Source organism: Vibrio kyushuensis (assembly GCF_050337325.1).
Taxonomy (GTDB): domain Bacteria; phylum Pseudomonadota; class Gammaproteobacteria; order Enterobacterales; family Vibrionaceae; genus Vibrio; species Vibrio kyushuensis.
In genome coordinates, this window is the sequence record NZ_JAKJSV010000002.1 from 198,979 (window position 1) to 218,391 (window position 19,413).

The 19,413-nt window shown below is 43.2% G+C and carries 18 protein-coding genes; 8 read left to right on the forward strand and 10 right to left on the reverse strand.

Features of this window, described 5'->3' with window-relative positions; all coding sequences use genetic code 11:
- Positions 1-112 precede the first annotated feature (112 nt).
- Both glgB and L4D20_RS00910 read left to right on the forward strand, forming a co-directional pair.
- Positions 113-2,293, forward strand: a complete 2,181-nt coding sequence (glgB, locus tag L4D20_RS00905) for a 1,4-alpha-glucan branching protein GlgB (protein ID WP_428799683.1) — start codon at positions 113-115, stop codon at positions 2,291-2,293.
- Positions 2,294-2,752: 459 nt separating this feature from the next.
- On the forward strand, positions 2,753-3,502 hold the full coding sequence (locus L4D20_RS00910; RefSeq protein ID WP_428799684.1) for a TerC family protein: 750 nt from the start codon (positions 2,753-2,755) through the stop codon (positions 3,500-3,502).
- A gap of 104 nt (positions 3,503-3,606) precedes the next feature.
- On the opposite strand, the gene L4D20_RS00915 is transcribed toward L4D20_RS00910, so the two are convergent.
- Positions 3,607-4,530, reverse strand: coding sequence for a LysR substrate-binding domain-containing protein (locus L4D20_RS00915; protein WP_428799685.1), 924 nt, complete (start codon positions 4,528-4,530; stop codon positions 3,607-3,609).
- A 102-nt stretch (positions 4,531-4,632) separates the two neighbouring features.
- Here L4D20_RS00915 and L4D20_RS00920 point away from each other — a divergent pair, with 102 nt between their 5' ends.
- Positions 4,633-5,889 carry a D-amino acid dehydrogenase gene (locus tag L4D20_RS00920; protein WP_428799686.1) on the forward strand — a complete coding sequence of 419 codons (1,257 nt, stop codon included), beginning with the start codon at positions 4,633-4,635 and terminating at the stop codon, positions 5,887-5,889.
- A gap of 26 nt (positions 5,890-5,915) precedes the next feature.
- Here the strand turns inward: L4D20_RS00920 and L4D20_RS00925 are convergent, their stop codons facing one another.
- A complete protein-coding gene (locus L4D20_RS00925; protein WP_428799687.1) occupies positions 5,916-6,407 on the reverse strand; it encodes a phosphatase PAP2 family protein in 492 nt (163 codons plus the stop codon).
- A gap of 312 nt (positions 6,408-6,719) precedes the next feature.
- On the reverse strand, positions 6,720-7,601 hold the full coding sequence (locus L4D20_RS00930) for a LysR substrate-binding domain-containing protein (RefSeq protein ID WP_428799688.1): 882 nt from the start codon (positions 7,599-7,601) through the stop codon (positions 6,720-6,722).
- Between the two features lie 127 nt (positions 7,602-7,728).
- Between L4D20_RS00930 and L4D20_RS00935 the strand changes: the two genes are divergently transcribed.
- From L4D20_RS00935 to L4D20_RS00950, 4 genes are read left to right on the forward strand one after another with little or no spacing between them, the layout of a single operon-like run.
- Positions 7,729-9,072: a 6-phospho-beta-glucosidase gene (locus L4D20_RS00935; protein ID WP_428799689.1), complete on the forward strand. Its 1,344-nt coding sequence runs from the start codon at positions 7,729-7,731 to the stop codon at positions 9,070-9,072.
- On the forward strand, positions 9,072-9,857 hold the full coding sequence (locus L4D20_RS00940) for a carbohydrate deacetylase (protein WP_428799690.1): 786 nt from the start codon (positions 9,072-9,074) through the stop codon (positions 9,855-9,857). Before L4D20_RS00935 ends, L4D20_RS00940 begins: the two co-directional genes overlap by 1 nt.
- Positions 9,853-11,316: an N-acetylglucosamine-specific PTS transporter subunit IIBC gene (gene nagE, locus L4D20_RS00945; protein WP_428800725.1), complete on the forward strand. Its 1,464-nt coding sequence runs from the start codon at positions 9,853-9,855 to the stop codon at positions 11,314-11,316. The genes L4D20_RS00940 and nagE overlap by 5 nt, the downstream gene beginning before the upstream one ends.
- A 6-nt stretch (positions 11,317-11,322) precedes the next feature.
- A complete protein-coding gene (locus tag L4D20_RS00950) occupies positions 11,323-12,237 on the forward strand; it encodes an SLAC1 family transporter (RefSeq protein ID WP_428799691.1) in 915 nt (304 codons plus the stop codon).
- Between the two features lie 295 nt (positions 12,238-12,532).
- Here the strand turns inward: L4D20_RS00950 and L4D20_RS00955 are convergent, their stop codons facing one another.
- The 4 genes from L4D20_RS00955 to L4D20_RS00970 form a co-directional block, all read right to left on the reverse strand.
- Entirely contained in the window at positions 12,533-13,012 is a 480-nt protein-coding gene (locus tag L4D20_RS00955) for a P-loop nucleotide/nucleoside kinase family protein (RefSeq protein ID WP_428799692.1), read from the reverse strand.
- Between the two features lie 66 nt (positions 13,013-13,078).
- Entirely contained in the window at positions 13,079-13,645 is a 567-nt protein-coding gene (locus L4D20_RS00960) for a pyridoxamine 5'-phosphate oxidase family protein (RefSeq protein WP_428799693.1), read from the reverse strand.
- Positions 13,646-13,688: 43 nt separating this feature from the next.
- Positions 13,689-13,994 (reverse strand): antibiotic biosynthesis monooxygenase family protein, encoded by a 306-nt coding sequence (locus L4D20_RS00965; protein ID WP_428799694.1) that lies wholly within the window; start codon positions 13,992-13,994, stop codon positions 13,689-13,691.
- A gap of 145 nt (positions 13,995-14,139) precedes the next feature.
- Complete coding sequence (locus tag L4D20_RS00970) at positions 14,140-14,721, reverse strand: LysE/ArgO family amino acid transporter (RefSeq protein WP_428800726.1); 582 nt, start codon at positions 14,719-14,721, stop codon at positions 14,140-14,142.
- Positions 14,722-14,884: 163 nt separating this feature from the next.
- Between L4D20_RS00970 and L4D20_RS00975 the strand changes: the two genes are divergently transcribed.
- A complete protein-coding gene (locus L4D20_RS00975) occupies positions 14,885-15,784 on the forward strand; it encodes a LysR family transcriptional regulator ArgP (RefSeq protein WP_428799695.1) in 900 nt (299 codons plus the stop codon).
- A 208-nt stretch (positions 15,785-15,992) separates the two neighbouring features.
- Here L4D20_RS00975 and phnX read toward each other — a convergent pair whose 3' ends face one another.
- From phnX to phnW, 3 genes are all read right to left on the reverse strand, one after another.
- On the reverse strand, positions 15,993-16,811 hold the full coding sequence (gene phnX, locus L4D20_RS00980) for a phosphonoacetaldehyde hydrolase (protein WP_428799696.1): 819 nt from the start codon (positions 16,809-16,811) through the stop codon (positions 15,993-15,995).
- Between the two features lie 67 nt (positions 16,812-16,878).
- The gene (locus L4D20_RS00985) at positions 16,879-18,285 is read right to left on the reverse strand and encodes an aspartate aminotransferase family protein (protein ID WP_428799697.1); all 1,407 of its coding nucleotides are present in this window, start codon (positions 18,283-18,285) and stop codon (positions 16,879-16,881) included.
- The gene (gene phnW, locus L4D20_RS00990; RefSeq protein WP_428799698.1) at positions 18,282-19,403 is read right to left on the reverse strand and encodes a 2-aminoethylphosphonate--pyruvate transaminase; all 1,122 of its coding nucleotides are present in this window, start codon (positions 19,401-19,403) and stop codon (positions 18,282-18,284) included. The genes L4D20_RS00985 and phnW overlap by 4 nt, the downstream gene beginning before the upstream one ends.
- Positions 19,404-19,413: the final 10 nt, after the last annotated feature.

Genomic DNA, 19,413 nt, shown 5'->3' on the forward strand with positions numbered 1-19,413 from the left:
AGATTGCTAATAAAAAGCCTGCTGTATAGCGGGTTTTTTGTTAATAAACTGTAAGTTAAAAAAACAGGCTATAGAAAAATAATTATCGAAAGTTAGGTTAGGAGAACTTAAGTTGAAACAAACAGGGCTTAATAAAATTACGCAAGCATACACCCAACTTTCGCATGCTACATTTGCCGACCCATTTTCATTTATTGGGCCGTATTTGTCAGCAGAGCAAGGCGCACTGCGTGTATGGATACCAGATGCAGATAGCGTAGAACTAGTGATTGAAGGCGAAGAGCGAATCGAGTTAGAGCGTGAAGACTCTTCAGGTTTTGTATTAAAACAGTCACGCGATCTTCGTTTTACTCACTATAAACTCGCGGTCAATTGGGCTGGTACTGAACAGCTTATCGACGATCCTTATCAATATCACACGCTGTACGCTGGTTACGATGAACTGCATAACCCAAAAGAGATGTATCACCAGATGGGTGCGCAGTTTGTTACTTTAGAGCGTGATGGAAAATCTATTTCAGGCACACGTTTCTTAGTGTACGCACCACATGCATCAGCGTGTAGCTTAGTGGGTAACTTCAACTCGTGGGATGGCCGCCGTCATCCAATGCAGCGATTAGATTACGGAATTTGGGGCATTTTTATCCCTGAATTAGAAGAAGGCGCTCAATATAAGTTCGAGATGAAAGGTCCAAATGGGGAAGGCTTACCTCATAAGGCTGATCCATGGGGCTTTTATAGCGAACAGCACCCATCATTCTCTTCAGTTACTTATAACCATGACCGTTATGAGTGGAAAGACAGCCAATGGCAGGGTCGACCTGTCACCGAAAAACGTCGTGATGCGCTTTCATTTTATGAGCTTCATGCTGGGTCGTGGAAGCGTGATGAAGATGGTGAATTCTTAAATTACCGCGAGTTAGCTGCTCAGCTCATCCCATACCTTGTTGACTTGGGTTACACGCACGTAGAGCTAATGCCAGTATCCGAGCATCCATTCTATGGATCTTGGGGTTATCAGCCAATTGGCCTGTTTGCACCAACTAGCCGTTTTGGCAGCCCTGATGATTTCAAATATTTCGTCGATCAGTGTCACCAAGCTGGTTTAGGTGTTGTATTGGATTGGGTTCCTGCGCATTTCCCGTCAGATGACCATGGCTTAGCCAACTTTGATGGTACGCCACTGTTTCATGATCCTGACCCACGTCGTGGTTGGCACCAAGATTGGAGTTCATACATCTACGATTTAGGTCGTGAGCATGTACGTCGATTCCTAGTGTCTAACGCGCTGTATTGGTTTGAACAGTTCCATATTGATGGTATCCGTGTTGATGCAGTCGCTTCAATGCTCTATCTCGACTACTCTCGCAGCCATGATCAATGGGTTCCGAATGTCGATGGTGGTAATGAGAACTACGACGCCATTGCGACACTCAAATGGATGAACGAAGAGGTTTATAAACACTTCCCGAACGCCATGACGATTGCTGAAGAATCAACGGCATTCCCGGGTGTATCTGCACCGACCTTTATGGGCGGCTTAGGCTTTGGTTTTAAATGGAATATGGGTTGGATGCATGACAGTCTTGCGTACATTCAAGAAGACCCAGTTCACCGTCAATACCATCACGACACCATCACGTTCCCATTGATATACGCACATACTGAGAACTATGTGTTATCACTGTCTCATGATGAAGTGGTTTATGGTAAAGGTTCTATCCACGACAAAATGCCAGGAGATGAGTGGCAAAAAACCGCGAATCTTCGTGCTTACATGGGTTACATGTATGGTCAACCGGGTAAGAAACTTAACTTTATGGGCGCTGAAATTGGCCAAACTGCTGAGTGGAATCACGATGATCAATTGCAGTGGTTCTTACTTGAATTTGAACGTCATAAAGGCGTACAAAACCTCACGCGTGATTTGAACCATCTGTACCGTAATGAAACCGCGATGCACGAATTAGACAGTGACCCTCGTGGTTTTGAATGGCGTCTGCAAGATGCATCCGATGTGAGTGTTCTTGCTCATGAACGTATCAGTGATAGTGGTGAACGTGTCTTGGTGATCAGTAACTTTACACCAGTACCACAAGATGAGTTTACACTAGGTGTTCCTATCGAAGGTGAGTACGAGTTACTGCTTAACACAGACAACACGCACTACAATGGCAGCGATTATCACGTGTATCAAACTGCGGCAACACAGTCTGTAGAGAGCCAAGGATTACCGCAATCTCTTTCTCTACGTATACCGCCACTTGCAACGGTTTTCTATAAACTAAAGTGATCGTATCGACTTGAAATTAAAACGATTTACACTGTGAATTGAAAGGTGATCAGCGTAAGTAGATAAGAAGCCGAAGGTTGAAATCCAGCCTTCGGTTTTTTATGTCTCTCTATATCAGATTACATTCGAAGCTTAATTTTTAGGTGTAATGTTGAAAACTCTCTGTTTTCAATTAATTTAAAATTATTTTGTTATCAAACCCTTCGTGCTCTATATAAATAATCTATTGGATAAACCTTGTAGGTGGCTACGGCTATAAGTATGTTCAAAAAGAGAACAGGGTAAATCATTTGAGCACTAATGGTGCATGACATTTCGCTGACAAAGTAACTATTGTCGAAGCAAATTTTTAGTGATTTACTGCAGCTTCTTAAGTTATAGAGGTTAAAACAAATTAATGGACGACCCTTTTAGTCGACTGAACACTTCACCCCGCTTCCACCTTATGGAGGCATCTTTATGTTAGAACTATTCCTACTACCTGAAACCTGGGCAATATTTGCAACGTTGTTCGCGCTTGAAGTAATACTTGGCGTAGATAATGTCGTATTTATTTCAATTCTTTGTGAACGTCTACCACAACACCAACGTAAGTTAGCTCGAAATTTGGGTATTGGCTTGGCGGTAGTTGCTCGGATTGCATTAGTATTTTCGATTTCTTGGGTAATGTCCCTGACTCAGCCGCTGCTTAGCTTTGCAGGTGTAGCCTTTACAGGCCGAGATCTCATTATGATACTAGGTGGTTCCTTTCTGTTAGGGAAAAGCTTGAAAGAGCTGTGGGGTTGGTTAAAGCATACGGAAATAGGTCATTCGACGCATGTAAGAACAGGTCTTGCGATAGTGCTATTACAGATTGTAGCTGTAGATGCTGTCTTTTCCATGGACTCAGTGATCACTGCTGTTGGATTAACTAACGATATTCCAATTATGGTGGCAGCAATAGTGTCATCAGCTATCGTAATGGTTTTGACCGCCGAAAAGATCAATTATTTGGTGACTAAGTTTCCAGGATTTAAGACCTTGGCTCTATTGTTTTTAGTTTTACTTGGTGGCTTGTTAATGGCAGAGGGTTTCGCCATTCATGTCAATAAAGGCTATATCTACTTTGCTATGATGTTCGGTTTGATCTTAGAGTTGTGTCATGTACAACTTAAGAAAAAACATCGAATCAATATTAATAGAATTCGTCCGTTAAAGAGTGCTTATTAAGCTAACTCTAAAGAGTAGAAGATGATATTTGAAAAACGCCCGATGCACGTCATCGGGCGCTTTTTATGGTTGATATGTCACGGTCAAATAATTCATTCAGGAACTTAAACGACTCCGTTCGATTGTGTCGTGAAAGACCGTAGCCACTTTTTAAAAGACTGCCCCGCAGGGGAGTCATTATGAGAGTGAAGAAAGTAACCTGCCTTGGCATGAATAGGTGTAAATGGAGCAATTAATCGGCCACTTGATAGCTCATTTTGAATTAATGCTCGTCGAGCGAGTGCGATGCCCACCCCCGCTTCAGCAGCAGACATTGCCATGTCGGTTCGATTAAAGAAATGCCCTTTATCAGATAGCAGATTGATGTTGTTCGCTTTTGCCCAGTAGCGCCATTCATGATGGCGTGTCGCACCAGACCAAGGCTGAGCATCATGCAGTAAGGTCACTTTAGCCCAATCATTAAGTTGTCCTTCTTTTCCTTTTAACCAAGAATGCGAGTCCAAATAATCTGGGCTCATCACCGGAATCAGTTCCTCTTCCATTAATAATTCAGCTTGAGGGTCGCGGTAGGGGATTGGACCATAATCAATGGCTAGGTCAAAGTCATGAGAAGTATGATCAACTAAAGCACCTTCTGCATAGATCTGAACCTGAATGTCGGGGAACAGACGATGAAAACCCTCCAATCTAGGTACTAACCACTTGAAAGCGAAAGAAGGGGTAAGTTTTAAGCGTATTTCAGAGGTATTGGTTGTGTGAATTTGTAAGTTCGCTAAAGCAGTATCAATATCTTGGAAGCTTGAAGAAGCAACTCGATGAAGAAGCTGCCCTGCCTCGGTTAAGGTCACACCGCGTGAATGTCGAACAACTAATTGCACACCTATATTATTTTCGAGTTGAAGGAGTTGCTGACTGATGGCGCCCGTCGTTAAACACTTGGCTCGTGCTGCACTGGTTAAACTACCGAGCTTGCCAACGTCAACAAATGTCATCAGCGCTGAAGCCATATTACTTTTTAGATGTTTCATTAACTGTCTTTAGATTTTCTATACACTGTTATTAATTCTTATCGATTGTTGCTGCTTTGTAAATCAAACAAACTAGGCTCAGCTAACAAATAGGAAAAAGCAATGAAAGTGATCGTATTGGGTGGAGGTGTGATTGGGCTAACAAGTGCGTGGTATCTCTCTCTTCAGGGGCATGACGTGACGGTCGTTGATAGACAATCAGAGTGCGGGAAAGAAACGAGTTTTGCTAATGCGGGGCAAATTTCTTACGGGTACTCATCTCCTTGGGCAGCCCCGGGGATTCCTTTGAAAGCGATGCAATGGTTGATGCAAGAGCATGCTCCATTGAAGGTTAAACCGAGCCTGTCACCTTCAATGCTATCTTGGGCAAGTAAAATGCTCAGTAATTGTCGTTCATCTCACTACAGTACCAACAAATCAAGAATGCTTCGTTTGGCGAACCATAGCCAATCTTGCTTAACTGAGCTAAGAGCGAAAACAGGAATTGAATACCAAGGCCGCCAATTAGGAACGCTGCAAGTGTTTAGAAATCCTAAACAGCTTATTGCGATAGAAAAAGACATGGCGCTGCTACAGCAGAGTAACACTGAGTTTTCATTGCTTGATACAGAAGGGTGCGTTGAGAAAGAACCGGCACTTAAGCGTGTGCAAGATAAAGTGGTTGGTGGGCTGCATTTACCCAATGACGAAACGGGCGACTGCTTTTTGTTTTGCCAACAGCTCACTGAGCTTGCTAAACAATCTGGCGTAGATTTTCATTTCAATACCGATATTCATTCTTTAACCGCAAAAAATGGTTCAATAGAGTCGGTTGAGACTAGTATTGGGTCATTACGTGCCGACCATTATGTCGTCGCTTGCGGAAGTTATTCTGCTAAGTTACTTGCACCGCTGGGTATTAAATTACCAACTTACCCTGTGAAGGGGTACTCATTAACGTTGCCTATAAAATGCATTGAAAATGCGCCACTTTCTACAGTGATGGACGAAACGTATAAGGTCGCGGTTACTCGGTTTGAAGATCGCCTAAGAATCGCAGGAACTGCTGAGCTAACAGATTTTGATCTTTCGATTCCAGAAAGAAGAACGGCTACGATTAATCGTGTTGTGAATGAACTATTTCCTGATGTAGGCGATTTTGAACAGGCTGAATACTGGACGGGCTTACGACCAATGACGCCAGATGGCACTCCAATTATAGGTGAAACACCGATTAAAAACTTGTTCACCAATACCGGTCACGGCACATTAGGTTGGACAATGGCGTGTGGTTCTGGACAGTTGCTTGCCGATATTATTAGCCAAAAAAGCCCCAGTATTGAGCATCATGATCTGGGTATGCAGAGATACAGTCGATAGAATGCAAATAAACGTAATTGAGATGCTTAGCTTTCAGGCAAAAACAGTTTTAACGCAACCATAGCGGCAATTAAACCCACAGCAAGGCCGGTAATAACATCTCTCCAATGGTGCTTGAAAGCTTTAACTCGGCCTAAGCCAACTAATGATGCAAGGCCGTAAGAGAGCAATCCAATCAACCAACCATGCCACATCATGAGAGCGGTGGAAGCTGCGAAAGCATTAGCGGTGTGGTTTGAAGGGAAGCTGTCATTGCCACTTAAATCAGGGCGTTTGGCGTCAATAAGGAATTTACCGATAAGACCAATGCCTGTTGCGATTGAAACGATGATGCTGGCACTTTTAAACTGCTCCCAATCACCGAGAAAGGCAGGAAAGAGAATTGCGGTACTTACTAAGCCATAAACACCCACGTCACTTAACGCCTGCCAGTTCATCGTGCCTGCAAATTGGATACAGAAATAGATCCAAAGCAGCGCAAGCAAAAAAAGTGGGTGTATTAGAGCGACTGAGAACATTCATCGACAACGTAGTAATGACAGAAAATTCATTATCTATAAAGCTTAAGTAAGGATCGAATTAAGTTTGTAACCAAACATGAGCAATAGGCACATAGCTGTAGGAAGATAATAAAGTTTGATCAGAAAGTACCTATCGATCGGCTCGATAGTTAATGTAATGACAAAGTCGCTTGGTAGTTAAGATACGACAGAATCCCTTGGTGATCACAATCATTACTAGGCCGTTGAAGCTCATTATTGGACAAAACCTTGCTAGCGACTTTCTTAGATTAAGAAATAGTAAATAACTACAAGTATGGAAAGTCCAAATTATTTGGACCCAAAAATTTCATCTTGTATCCATTTGGAGAACAAGCGGTATTTAGGTCTGTGTTCCATGCCGTTCACGGTAACTAACCAGTAATGCTTATCTGTTAGAGCTGCATTAAATGGTGAAATAAGATCGCCTGACTTCAATAAATCTTTAACCAGTATCCAACGTCCCATCGCAATACCTAAACCATTTATTGCAGCTGATGTTGTAGAATGGAAATCATCAACGATAAAGCTTCGATGATTGTCTAGTTCACGTTCTTCTTTGGCCAGCCATTGCACCCAGTTCGACGAGTTAACATTCCTGATTAACGTCAGCCCCGTTAAAGAGGGATGTTCATTGTTGAGATTGTGCTTTTTCGCATACTCACGACTACAAATAGGCAAAATGCTTTCGCGAACAATTTCCTCACAATAAAGCCCCTCAACATTTTCACTGTATACGATGGCCAAGTCCATTGTTTCATCATCAAACCTCTGCGACTCGCTAGAGGTAATGATCTGTACATCAAGGGCAGGGTGTTTCTCTATAAACTTAGGCAAACTGGGTATAAGAACTTGAGAGGCAAAAGATGGCGAGGTGCCAATACGTATCGTGCCCGCTGGGTTAGGGTTTTTTAGGTCGTCGATCACATTATCTACTAATTCAAATGACTGAGACACTGACTTGAAAAGCTGATTTCCTTCTGGGGTTAGGGCTATGTTCCTAGGTTTTCTCACAAACAGAGTACACCCCACTTCTTCTTCGAGACTCTTTATCCGATGGCTGACAGCGGCTTGGGTTATTCCAAATAGTCTTCCTGTTTTCGTAAAGCTAAGTGTTCTGGCTACGCTCAAAAATAGATAAACATTGCTGTGGTTGACTGGTGTTCTAATCATAGATAATTGCCAATATGGATTACTTATATTTATGAGTATATCAACAATCACGATTTGTAAACCAAGTTACCCCCTGTAATTCTAATGCATAAGAAAATTTCAGGTACACAGCACAGAGGAATACAGCATGAGAAAATCATTAAAAGTTGTCGTTATTGGTGCAGGGTCTAGCTATACCCCTGAATTGATTGAAGGGCTATTACGTCGCTCTGACTCACTACCAATTAGAGAGCTATGGCTGGTCGATATTGAGGAAAGTCGCTGGAAGGCCGAAATAATTTTTGAACTCACAAAGCGCATGGCAGAGAAAGCCGGTAGTGAAATGAACATCATTCTTACTGAAGATAGAGCTTCTGCATTGGAAGGCGCTGATTTTGTCTGCTCTCAATTCCGAGCTGGTTGTTTAGAGAGTCGCATCCGAGATGAAGGTATTGCTGCTAAGTATGGAATGATAGCTCAAGAGACAAACGGTATTGTTGGCTTGGCTAATGCTTGCCGAACTATTCCTATTGCACTAGAGATTGCTTATGAAATGGAAGAGCTTTGTCCTGATGCATGGCTACTCAACTTCACGAATCCTTCAGGCATGGTGACAGAAGCGATTCTTCAAAACAGTTCAACGAAAACCATTGGGCTTTGTAACGTTCCTGTGAATATGGAGCGGGGCGCAATGGAGCTGTTAAATGCTGAGCCTCAAGACTTCTTTATTCAAATTGCAGGGTTAAACCACCTTGTATGGGCGAGAAAAATCCTCCACAAAAACCAAAATAAGATGCAGTTCATTATCGATGAGGTTCTGGCCGGTAACGATAAAATGCGTCCGAAAAATATTGCTCCGTTCGAGTGGTCGAGTGCTTTAATCAAAGATATGGGAATGCTGCCTTGTTCTTACCTTCGATACTTCTACGCAAGTGAAGATGTATTGGCAAAGCCAGACTCGACAGAAGGCGAGAACGTAAATCGAGCGGATGTTGTAAAAGAGATTGAAGCCAAACTGTTTGAAGTTTATCGAGACCCTGATCTGGCTGTTAAGCCAAAAGAGTTAGAGCTTCGTGGCGGTCAATATTATTCAGAATCAGCTTGCCGGATGATGAATGCGATTTACAACGATACGGGTGAAATCATGCATGTCAATACGCTGAACAAAGGCGCAATTCAAGGGTTACCTGATGATTGTGCAGTGGAAGTCAGTGCAATGATCAAATCTTCTGGTGCTCACCCTCTAAGCGTAGAGGCGTTCCCTGAAGATACTCTTCGATTAATTCAAACGATGAAGACTTTTGAACGTCTGACCATTAAGGCTGCAATGGATGGAGATGTGAAAACTGCATTGCGTGCTCTTGTCATGAACCCTCTTGTTGGTACGGGTGAGAAGCTTGAAATAGCCCTGAAAGGTACCCTGCTACAAAACCTCGACTTACTTCCAGAGTTTAAGCGCAAAGATATCGAGATTTTGAAGGGGGATTCTTAGTGAAGTTAATTATCAATGCAGATGATTTTGGCCTAACCAAGGGTACAAATGCAGCCATTGTTGAGGCAATGAAAAGTGGACTAGTCACCACGACAACGCTGATGGTGAACCAGTTAGGTACAGATGATGCGATTGATCTAATAAAAACGTACGGATTAACTAATATTGGCTTACATGTGAATTTAACCTCAGGGAAGCCGGCTTCAAACCCTGCAGATATTCCTGATCTCGTTGATAACAATGGCCAGTTTTTAAGCCGTGCTGATCTCACGGATAACAGTATGTCGATATCACCGCAGCAAGTTTATTTGGAAGCGATGAACCAATACAAGTTAGCGGCCAGTAAAGGGGTTGATATTTGTCATGTCGACTCGCACCACTTTTCGGCGTTCTTACCCAATATACGACAAGGGTTTATTCGTTTTGTAAATGAGCTAGGTCTTCCATCTAGACGCCCTGATTATTACGACGAAAAAATCGATGACCTGAACGTCATTACGACGGACCAATTTAGCAGCAAGTTTTATGCGGGCCGCGCGAATGAAAATGGGTTTAAACAAACAGTCTTGGAGCTATTAGAACAAAACCCTAATGGCTGCGTAGAGATAATGGCTCATCCAGCCTATTACGATTCTGAACTTGATTCAGTGTCATCTTATACCGCTCAACGTGAGCTTGAGCTACAAGTTCTCACCTCCAAGAACTTAGCCGAATGGTTGAATGAAAATGATATACAACTCATCACTTTTAACGAATTAGCAAGGAAAAACCATGAAGAGTATTAATGTGTTTGGGTATCTACAGAAGGTCGGCCAGGCCTTAATGATACCTATTGCCTGTTTGCCCGCGGCTGCCATTTTGATGGGTGTCGGCTATTGGGTAGATCCTAATGGGTGGGGTCATGATAACGCTTTTGCTGCGCTACTAATTAAAGCTGGCGGGGCAATATTGAAGAATATACCTCTTCTGTTTGCGGTAGGTATTGCATTTGGTATGTCAAAAGATCGTGATGGCTCGGCGGCACTGTCTGGTTTAGTTTGTTGGCTTGTGGTTATGGTTCTTTTAGACCCAGCTTCGATTGCGATAATTCAGGGGATTGATATTAGCGATGTTCCTGCGGCATTTGATAAAGCTGATAACCAGTTTGTTGCCATTGTTGTTGGTATTATCGCTTCGGTTCTTTATAACCGCTATTCAGAAACACAATTGCCTAAAGCTCTGTCATTTTTTAATGGTAAGCGTCTGGTACCAATTTTGGCGGCGGTCGCAGGTATCGCTATTGCCGGTCTTTTCATGCAGATCTGGAGTGGTCTATTTACAGGCATGACCAATTTTGGCACGTGGATGTATAACCAAGGTGCGATTGGTTCTGGTTTATTTGGCTTCTTTAACCGCTTGTTGATCCCAACGGGGTTACACCATGCAATCAACCCAGTATTTTGGTATGACGTAGCTGGAATTAATGACATGCCTAACTTTCTGGGTGGAGCACAATCTATTGCGGAAGGTCGAGCTGAAATTGGTGTGACAGGACGTTATATGGCGGGCTTCTTCCCTGTGTTGATGTTTGGCTTACCTGCAGCTGGTTTGGCAATGTACGTGACGGCAAAGAAACAAAATAAGGCAAGAGTTGCATCGTTAATGGTTGCGGCTGCTTTCGCTTCGTTTTTCACTGGCGTAAGTGAGCCGATGGAATTTGCATTTATGTTTGCTGCGCCTGCTCTGTATATATTGCACTCTGTTTTCATGGGAATCTCAATGTACATTGCATCGTCAATGGGGTGGATTTCAGGCTTCGGCTTTTCAGCAGGATTTATCGATTTAGTTCTACAGTCACACAACCCATTAGCGACACAGTGGTACATGCTAATACCACTTGGGTTATGTTTTGCTGTTATTTATTTTGTTACGTTCCGATGGGTAATTCTTAAGTTCAACCTAAAAACAGTCGGTCGTGAAGACGAAGATGAAGAAGCCCAAGAGTATAATTCAGCGCCATTACCGTCATCAGAGCTAGAACTAGCACACTCTTACGTTGCAGCTTTAGGCGGGAAAGATAACCTGACAGAAATCAATGCTTGCATCACTCGATTACGTCTTTCGGTTAAAGATAAAGATCTGGTTAACGATAAGAAAATTAAGGCGCTTGGCTCACTCGGTATTGTGCATGTAGGTGAAAAAAACATGCAAATTATTGTGGGCACTCAAGCCGAATCTATTAGTTTACTGATGAAGACGGTTTAAGGATTGATGATGACCGGTAACACCTTATTAAGACTGCCTGTAACATTGATATCAGCATCAATGGGTGTTGCCGGATTAGCCAACGGTATTCAAGCCTCACAAGTGGCTATATTTGAACCCTTGATCATTCCTATTGCATCGCTGGCTGCGTTTATTCTTGCTGTGATGGTGCTAAGTATAGTTGCTCGAATTGCCTTCAATGCAAAAGGTTTGAAAGATGAAATACGTGTAGCGACGAAACGAAACTTCTTAGCATGTATCACGATAACTATTTTTTTGTTGTCGGGCCTTTTGAGTGAGTATGAAGAATATTCGACGGCCTTATGGTTGGCTGGAACGGCAATACAGCTTCCCCTTTTGATTACGATATTAACTTGGTGGGGGATCAGTAAAGATAAATTCTTCATTGAGCTTAACCCTACATTTTTAATTCCACCTTTAGCCAACGTTGTTTGCTCCATTTTTTCACCGATCGAATATATTGGAATTAGCCACCTGATGTATTTCACCGGAATGTTGATTGGTGTTGTTTTTTACATAGCAATACTGGTTAAAACCCTGCAAGGGAAAACTCCCCCTGTTCCTTTGTATCCAACGTTCTTTATTGGCCTTGCTACGCCATCCATGTTTTTACTTGGCTATCTTAAGATAGTTGGATTAAACGATGGCATAGCGGCTGGTATGTACGTATGGTCTCTCTTGGTTATTGTTGCTCTTGCAATAAACATGAAAAAATTTGAGGGGATGAAGTTTGGAGTATCAACGTGGGCTTTCACCTTTCCGCTTGCGGCATTTACAACAGTTACATATAGGCTAGGCCTATTTACAGTAGGGCATTTTTTCTTATCAGCGACTTGCTTAGTCGTAGTGTATGTTGCGATTAAAACTGCAACTAACCTAAAGATTATTCTGAACCCTTAAGGGGAGCTTCGAGAAATAGTCTTGGAACTAAAAAAGAGGAAATACAATTCCACAAAAAAAGGAGTCAGTTGATTCCTTTTCTGTCTTTACTATACGGCGTTAATCCCAACCAGCGAGCTAACCTCTTGCACTGTCATACATGAGAGAAAGTAGGTCAAATGAAAGGTGGTGAAGTGGGCAGTTAGGCAATTTAAACTCACTTTGGGGCAAAAGTGTTTTAGCTGACTTGCCCACCAGACTAGATACAGTCAAAAAGTGATCAATCTTTATTGTGCTCCGACAATAGCTAAGATGATTAACTGTTTGGCGTAATGATCGTTATTGCTTCATCTGATGAGGGTACTTCAAACCAGCTCCAAAAAAGGGTTAGCATTTCAGGTGTCATCTCGTAGGCTTGGTCGCCTCGGGTGTCATTACGAGCAAATGCGCGTTGCTGACAGACGTCAAAATCGACATCAAGATAGATAAGTTCAAAATCGAGGTTATGACTTTCTGCCCACATAGCCATATCGGTTCTATCTTGTTTCTTCCATAAGCCAAGATCAAAAATGACGGGCATACCTAATGAGATCATTTGCAATGCTGACTCTTTAAAAAGAGATTCAAGTGTATTTAGCCTTGCATTGAAGACATCACGTTCCATATGCTCGCCGTAAAGCGGGATCATCCACTCGTCAATACTGAATCGAAAGGCTGAGTGCTGCTCGGAAAGTTGTTTCGCATAGGTGGTTTTACCTGAACCGATAAAACCACAAAGACAATAAAGTTTGGTCATGAAGTTCCTGTTTATGGATGCAATTTCAGCGGTATGCCGAAAAGTAGAACTGGCGTTAGTGCGCCGCTAATCCTCGATGGGTACACCTGATCTTTCCAATATTTCAGTATCAAATCCATCGATACTTTTCTGATTTTTCTTACGCCAATACGCCTCGATATCATTTTTATCGCGTTTATCGAACCAACGATTAAGATCGTCACGATCCTGTTGGAAATCGAAATAGGGGACTGACATACCACATGAGGATTGCACCATATCGATATCAAGAATAAAGATCTGTCTTGTGGCGTGACTTTTCGGGAATAAATCACAATATTTATCCCATTCAGCATCGGTCTGATGGATTATTCGTGCTTGGCCGTATGTACGTAGGATAATCGGTGACCCTTCAAAGGCGCAAAACATTATGGTCATTCTGGTGTCTTGTAATACGTGCGCTGCAGATTCGTTACCGCTACCGGTTAGGTTCAACCATGCGATGGTGTTTGAATCGATGACACGAAGAGAGTCGCCACCTTTTGGAGAAAGGTTTACTCTGCCCGTTGGTGCGGCAGTCGCCACGAAGTAAATTTTTTGCTCTGCGATGAACTCGATATGCTTGTTTGATAAGGCTGTAAATTGCTTACCCATGAACGTCTCCCTGTTCGATAAAATGGATATGAGTTAATTATTCTTACGCTTTGTCAGCAGAAGGGGAATGGTACTTACGGATGATTTCAACGACTTCAACTGTATAGGACTGGTACCATTTCTCTTGCCCTAGTTTCTGGGCTATTTGGTGTTTACTGTCTTGATGCCAGTTTTGAATATCTTGTTGTGAATTCCAATAAGAGATGGCAATTTCCTGGCCTTCTTCAGAGGCGGCGATGAAATCAACACAGTTGTATTTGCTGAATGCGAGCTCTCGCATCGTTGCTACGGTATCGAGATAGTGCTGATCTTGTGTTAAGGGTTTAGCCTTAAAAATGACTGCGAACATTCTTTATTCCTCACTGTACAGGCTTCCCTGCTGCACACGTTTGTCTGTTACATACGTGTCTCTACTACATAGGTTGTAGAAAAAGATAGTAGCACAAGAAACAAGCAGCTCGCCCTCGTCTAACGCAGGGCGAGCATAACTGTGATCAGGATAAAGATTGCAACAGTTGCCATGCAATGAATAGCATGATGATTCCAATTAACGCGTCAATGACCTGCTGCACCTTAGGCTGGTTTAAAATGGGTGCCATTTTTGCGGCAATGGTTGAAAGGCTAAAGAACCAAAAGAACGAAGCAGCAACAATGCCTAGTGCGAAAGGAAGGCGATCAGGCTGTGCATAGCTTGCGCCGATAGAACCAAGCACAACAAAGGTATCGAGATAGACATGTGGATTAAGCAGTGTAACGGCAAGCGTGGCACTAATGACGACCTTTCGTGACATAAACGCCTGATTGGTTTTCATGGTATCGGTTTGCGATTGCCATGCCCGATACAATGACGTTAGACCATAAAACGTCAGGAATAGAACTCCTGCGTAGGTGATAATAGAGAGTGCTAAAGGGGAGGCGGCGAGAAGCTTACTGCCACCAAAAATCCCGCCAAAGACCAAGAATGCATCACAAGTAGCGCAGATCATCGCTACGATCAAATGATGCTGTTTTTTAATGCCTTGATTTAATACAAAGGCGTTTTGTGCCCCAATTGGAATGATCATCGCAGCACCAATACCAAATCCCTGTAGCCATACCCAAGCGCTCATTCTCTATTCTCCATTTGTTTGACTCTATTCCGTGATTAAGTCGTCACTCTCTTCAGTTTTTACAGCTTATGAGATAACCTTGAATAAGTAACTCTAATTAAATTAATGACTGATAAGGAAATCTAATGTCATGATGGATTACAAAGCCGTGGCAGCACTCGATGCAGTGATTTCATTAGGCAGTTTTGATTTAGCCGCCCAAAAGCTATTCATCACTCAATCTGCAATATCCCAACGAATCAAGCAGCTAGAACAGTCAATGGCTCAGCCGCTACTGGTGCGATCGGTCCCGCCGAAACCAACTGCCACAGGACAGAAGTTACTTGGGTTGTATAAACAGGTGAAACTGTTAGAGCAAGAGTGGTGGCCGGATAAGCAGTTGGAAGTGACAGAACTCGCATTGGCGAGCAATCACGACAGTCTGGCGTTGTGGCTTCTACCTGCCTTGAAATCGGTGTTAAGCAACCATGAAGTGGCGTTAAATATTATCTTGGGTGACGAGAAGAATACCTTGGACAAGTTAAGAAGTGGTGAGGTGTTGGCTGCGATAAGCGCAAATGCCACACCGCTTACTGGGTGCAGTAGCGATTATCTTGGTCAGCTTAATTATCGTTGCGTGGCAAGCCCCAACTTTGTATCTCGTTATTTCTCTGATGGTGTAACCCGAGAAGCACTCCTAGCAGCACCCGCGGTCATATTTGATCAATTTGATGAAATGCATCACGCGTTTTTAGAAGATCACTTTGGTTTGAAAGAGGGTCAATGGCGATACCATACTCTGCGATCACCAGAAGCGTTTATTACAATGACAGAGCTAGATATCGGTTATGGCATGGTGCCCGACTTAATGATTGAAGACCGATTAGAAATAGGCAGTTTGGTTGATTTATTACCTGGGCATGGGTTTGCACGTGACCTCTATTGGCATCGTTGGGCATTGGAGCAGGGTATTTTGGCCGAAGTGACGCAGGCGGTACTCAATATGACTCGTACATTTCCTCAACATCAAAAGCCAAACGGTGTCTATTAATTTAGGTCAGTATGGGATTTATAAATTGAGGAATAATTAGGGCGCACCAAAGAGTGTGCACCCTAATATGGATTTAAGCGTTCGACTTATGAGAGCGGTTGATTAATGCGAGATTGAAATGTCATTGGCCGTAAGTTGAGCGGGTAATGCCATCGCATAAATCACTTTCGTATAAATATAGTATAAATCTCTATCGAACAAATTGTGCTTATGGACGCTCACCTTGGCCAATACGACGTTCAATATCTGAAATGACATTGGGTAAATCGTTAATCGTATCAATCAGGTAGTGCGGTGCCGATTTGTTATATTTGTCAGCAGCCTTTTGACGAGCTTGTTCTAGGGTTGTTTCGTCTGCATTCTGAAACTCTTCTAGTGTTAACCCCGCCTCGTTACCGGAAAGCAGTAGACCTACTGTCCACATGCCTGCATTGTGCCCTTCGAAAATGCCCGGTGATGAGTCATCTACCTTCACACACGCTTTAACATCCGTTGCTTCTAACTCTATTAGGTTTTGCAGCGCCATATAAGGAGCAGGACGCCCGCCTTGAGGAAGATCGCCCGTTGCCACAACGGCATCTGGCTTATAGCCATATTCGGCCGCCGCAGGGATTAGAATATCCATGACTTCACGCGGGTAACCAGAGCATGAGCCAATTTTGATCCCTTGCTCTTTCAAACCTTCAACTACTTTAACGGCATTCAGGATAGGCATCGCATGGTCTGCTACTTTGGCTTTTTGCAGGGGCATGAAGGCGGCGTAAATTTTATCGACATCGCTGTCATTCATCGGTTGACCAAACTGAGCAGTCCAGCGTTCATTGACGCTTTCTAGAAGCCCCAGCTGTTGAATATGTTCCCATTTTCCTAAGCCCATCGGAACACGTGCTTCTTCTAGTGAAATATCGAAATCAAAACCTTGACGAAAAGCTTCGACAAAAATCGTTGTTGGTGCAAATGAGCCAAAATCGACAATGGTTCCTGCCCAGTCAAAAATAACTGCTTGTATTGGTGATGTGTTAGTCATAGCTATACCTATAAAATAGTGTTGTCAGTGAAGTGAGGGCTACCCATTTCACCAGTTAAAATGAGAGTTAATAAGTTGGGTAGTTGAAACGAATACTGACCATGCGAATAGCTTCTTCAAAAATGGCGAGCGCTTCGATTAATTGCTCACGCTCTATGATCAAAGGCGGACTAAGCTGAATGACATTACCTTGCGAGACTTTAAAGCTTAATCCGTCATTAAGGCATTGATACAAAACTGCTTCTGCTTCATCGAACGCGCGTGTTTTTGCGATTGGGTCTGTGACCAATTCAACGCCCCAAAGCAAGCCAATACCTCGAACATCGCCAATGATTGGGTATTGTTCTTTCAGCTCATTCAGTTTGTGTTGCATGAATTCGCTATCAAGCTTTGTTTTTTCGAGTAAGCCTTCATTCTCAATGGCTTCCATCGTCGCGAGTGCGGCTGCGCAACCAATAGGGCTCTTTTCATGGGTATAATGGCCCATGGAAATTTGTTCGGCCGTGTTGTACTTCTCTTTAGTGACCATGGCGGCAATGGGGACTAAACCTCCGCCGAAGCCTTTACCAATACACAGCATGTCGGGTTCGATATCGTAGGCTTGATAAGTGAACCACTCGCCGCTGCGACCCATGCCATTCGGAATATCATCGATGATCAACATGACATTGTGTTTGTCACAAATGTCTCGGACACGCTTCCAATAAGCCTTGCTAGGCACTTGAACATCGGTATTGCGAACCGCTTCTGCTATGAATGCGCCTATGCCACCCTCTTTTTCAATCACGTATTCAAGATAATCGGCGTAATGCACATCACTGCCGTCAGCTGAAGGGAGCGCACCTCGGTAAGAAACAGCCGGTGGAATACGCTCAACACCCGCCATTAACGGCCCCATTCCTTGACGAAAACACGCTTCACCACCGACGGAAATGGCATCCAACGATGCACCGTGGAAAGAGTCCCACAATGACACGACTTTAAAGTTCCCCGTGACATGGCGAGCAAGCTTAAGCGCCATTCCAACCGCAGACGTTCCGCCTGGAGCGAACAACACGCGATTTAGATCACCGCCACAGATTTGAGTTAGCTTTTCTGCGCATTCCACTGCAATTTCGTTAGTAAAGCGACGAGGTGAAAACGGCAGTTTCGCCATTTGGTCACTCACTCGCTTTAGTACATGCGGATGACCGTAACCAAGTTGGTGGACATTGTTACCATGAAAGTCCATGTACTTTTTACCCGTGTGATCTTGAATATAGATCCCTTGAGCATGATCCAATGTATCTAAGCAAGGAGAGGACATAGCCTGATGCAAAAACACCTCTGAATCGCGTTTCAACAGAGATTGGGTTTTTTCATCATCAATGGACTGATTCCACTTAATACGGGCCTCTGTGGTATTCACATCGCCTTCACTGCGCAAATGGGTTACGTTAATTGGCGCATCATTTTGACCATTAACTAGGCTCATATTGCTGCTTCCTGCATTTGCGGTTTCCAATACATCGCTTTTTCAATTGCTACAATCAAACGCTCGATATCTTGCGGATAAACCTCGCCAATATTACCGATACGGAAACAGTCAGCGTCAGACACCTTACCCGGATAGATAACAAAGCCCTGCTCTTTCAATTCTTGATAGAAGCGGTGGAAATTGTATTTTTCGTGAGTTGGAGAGTAGAAGGCAGTAATGATTGGTGAATGCAGCGCTTTGTCTAATAACGGCTTAAATCCTAGTGACGCCATACCTTCAACGAGTGTTGTTTGATTGGTTTGATAACGCTTATGACGAGCAGATATACCGCCCTCAAGTTCGAGTTCATTAAGTGCTTGGTAAAAAGCTCGCACAGTATGGGTTGGTGACGTAAAGCGCCATTTACCGTGATTATTTTCCATGCATTGCCATTGATCATATAAGTCGAGACTTAATGAACGTGCGTTTCCTTTACACTGCTCTAGCAATGATTGTTTTGCGATTACAAAGCCAAATCCCGGCACACCTTGTATGCACTTATTCGCCGAACTGATCATAAAATCGATGCCAATTTCATGGATATCCAGAGGAATCCCACCAAAACTCGACATTGCATCTAATATGATGACTTTGTTGTGTTTTTTACCAAGTTTAGCAACCTGTTTAATCGGGTTAAGCATGCCCGTTGTGGTTTCACAATGAACAATCGCGATATGAGTAATCGTGTCATCGTCGATAAGGCATTGCTCAATCGAATCCAAGTTTGGTTGATTCACTTCACCTGGGCTAATGACACGACAATCGATGTTGAGGTAGTCAGCAATTTGAGCAATTCTCGCTCCATACGCACCGTTATCAACAACTAATAATTTGTCTTTGTCACCCATGACACTGCCAATGGTCGCTTCTACTGAGGCTGTGCCACTTCCTTGCATTAATACGCTGGTATAGCCTGAGTGCTTTGTTGCTAAATTGACGAGCTTGTGACGAATGACTTCTACAATTTCTTTGTTGTAATCGTCATCCCAAGTACACCAGTCTTTAAGCATCGCTTCTCTAACGGTTTTAGATGTTGATAAAGGCCCGGGTGTTAACAGTAGGTATTCGTTATTCATTACATTTCTC

Bases quoted from the DNA above. Each gene is read 5' to 3' on its own strand.
- L4D20_RS00910 (WP_428799684.1), top strand. From the start codon at position 2,753: ATGTTAGAACTATTCCTACTACCTGAAACCTGGGCAATATTTGCAACG.
- L4D20_RS00915 (WP_428799685.1), bottom strand. From the start codon at position 4,530: ATGAAACATCTAAAAAGTAATATGGCTTCAGCGCTGATGACATTTGTT.
- L4D20_RS00920 (WP_428799686.1), top strand. From the start codon at position 4,633: ATGAAAGTGATCGTATTGGGTGGAGGTGTGATTGGGCTAACAAGTGCG.
- L4D20_RS00925 (WP_428799687.1), bottom strand. From the start codon at position 6,407: ATGTTCTCAGTCGCTCTAATACACCCACTTTTTTTGCTTGCGCTGCTT.
- L4D20_RS00930 (WP_428799688.1), bottom strand. From the start codon at position 7,601: ATGATTAGAACACCAGTCAACCACAGCAATGTTTATCTATTTTTGAGC.
- L4D20_RS00935 (WP_428799689.1), top strand. From the start codon at position 7,729: ATGAGAAAATCATTAAAAGTTGTCGTTATTGGTGCAGGGTCTAGCTAT.
- L4D20_RS00950 (WP_428799691.1), top strand. From the start codon at position 11,323: ATGATGACCGGTAACACCTTATTAAGACTGCCTGTAACATTGATATCA.
- L4D20_RS00955 (WP_428799692.1), bottom strand. From the start codon at position 13,012: ATGACCAAACTTTATTGTCTTTGTGGTTTTATCGGTTCAGGTAAAACC.
- L4D20_RS00960 (WP_428799693.1), bottom strand. From the start codon at position 13,645: ATGGGTAAGCAATTTACAGCCTTATCAAACAAGCATATCGAGTTCATC.
- L4D20_RS00965 (WP_428799694.1), bottom strand. From the start codon at position 13,994: ATGTTCGCAGTCATTTTTAAGGCTAAACCCTTAACACAAGATCAGCAC.
- L4D20_RS00975 (WP_428799695.1), top strand. From the start codon at position 14,885: ATGATGGATTACAAAGCCGTGGCAGCACTCGATGCAGTGATTTCATTA.
- phnX (WP_428799696.1), bottom strand. From the start codon at position 16,811: ATGACTAACACATCACCAATACAAGCAGTTATTTTTGACTGGGCAGGA.
- L4D20_RS00985 (WP_428799697.1), bottom strand. From the start codon at position 18,285: ATGAGCCTAGTTAATGGTCAAAATGATGCGCCAATTAACGTAACCCAT.
- phnW (WP_428799698.1), bottom strand. From the start codon at position 19,403: ATGAATAACGAATACCTACTGTTAACACCCGGGCCTTTATCAACATCT.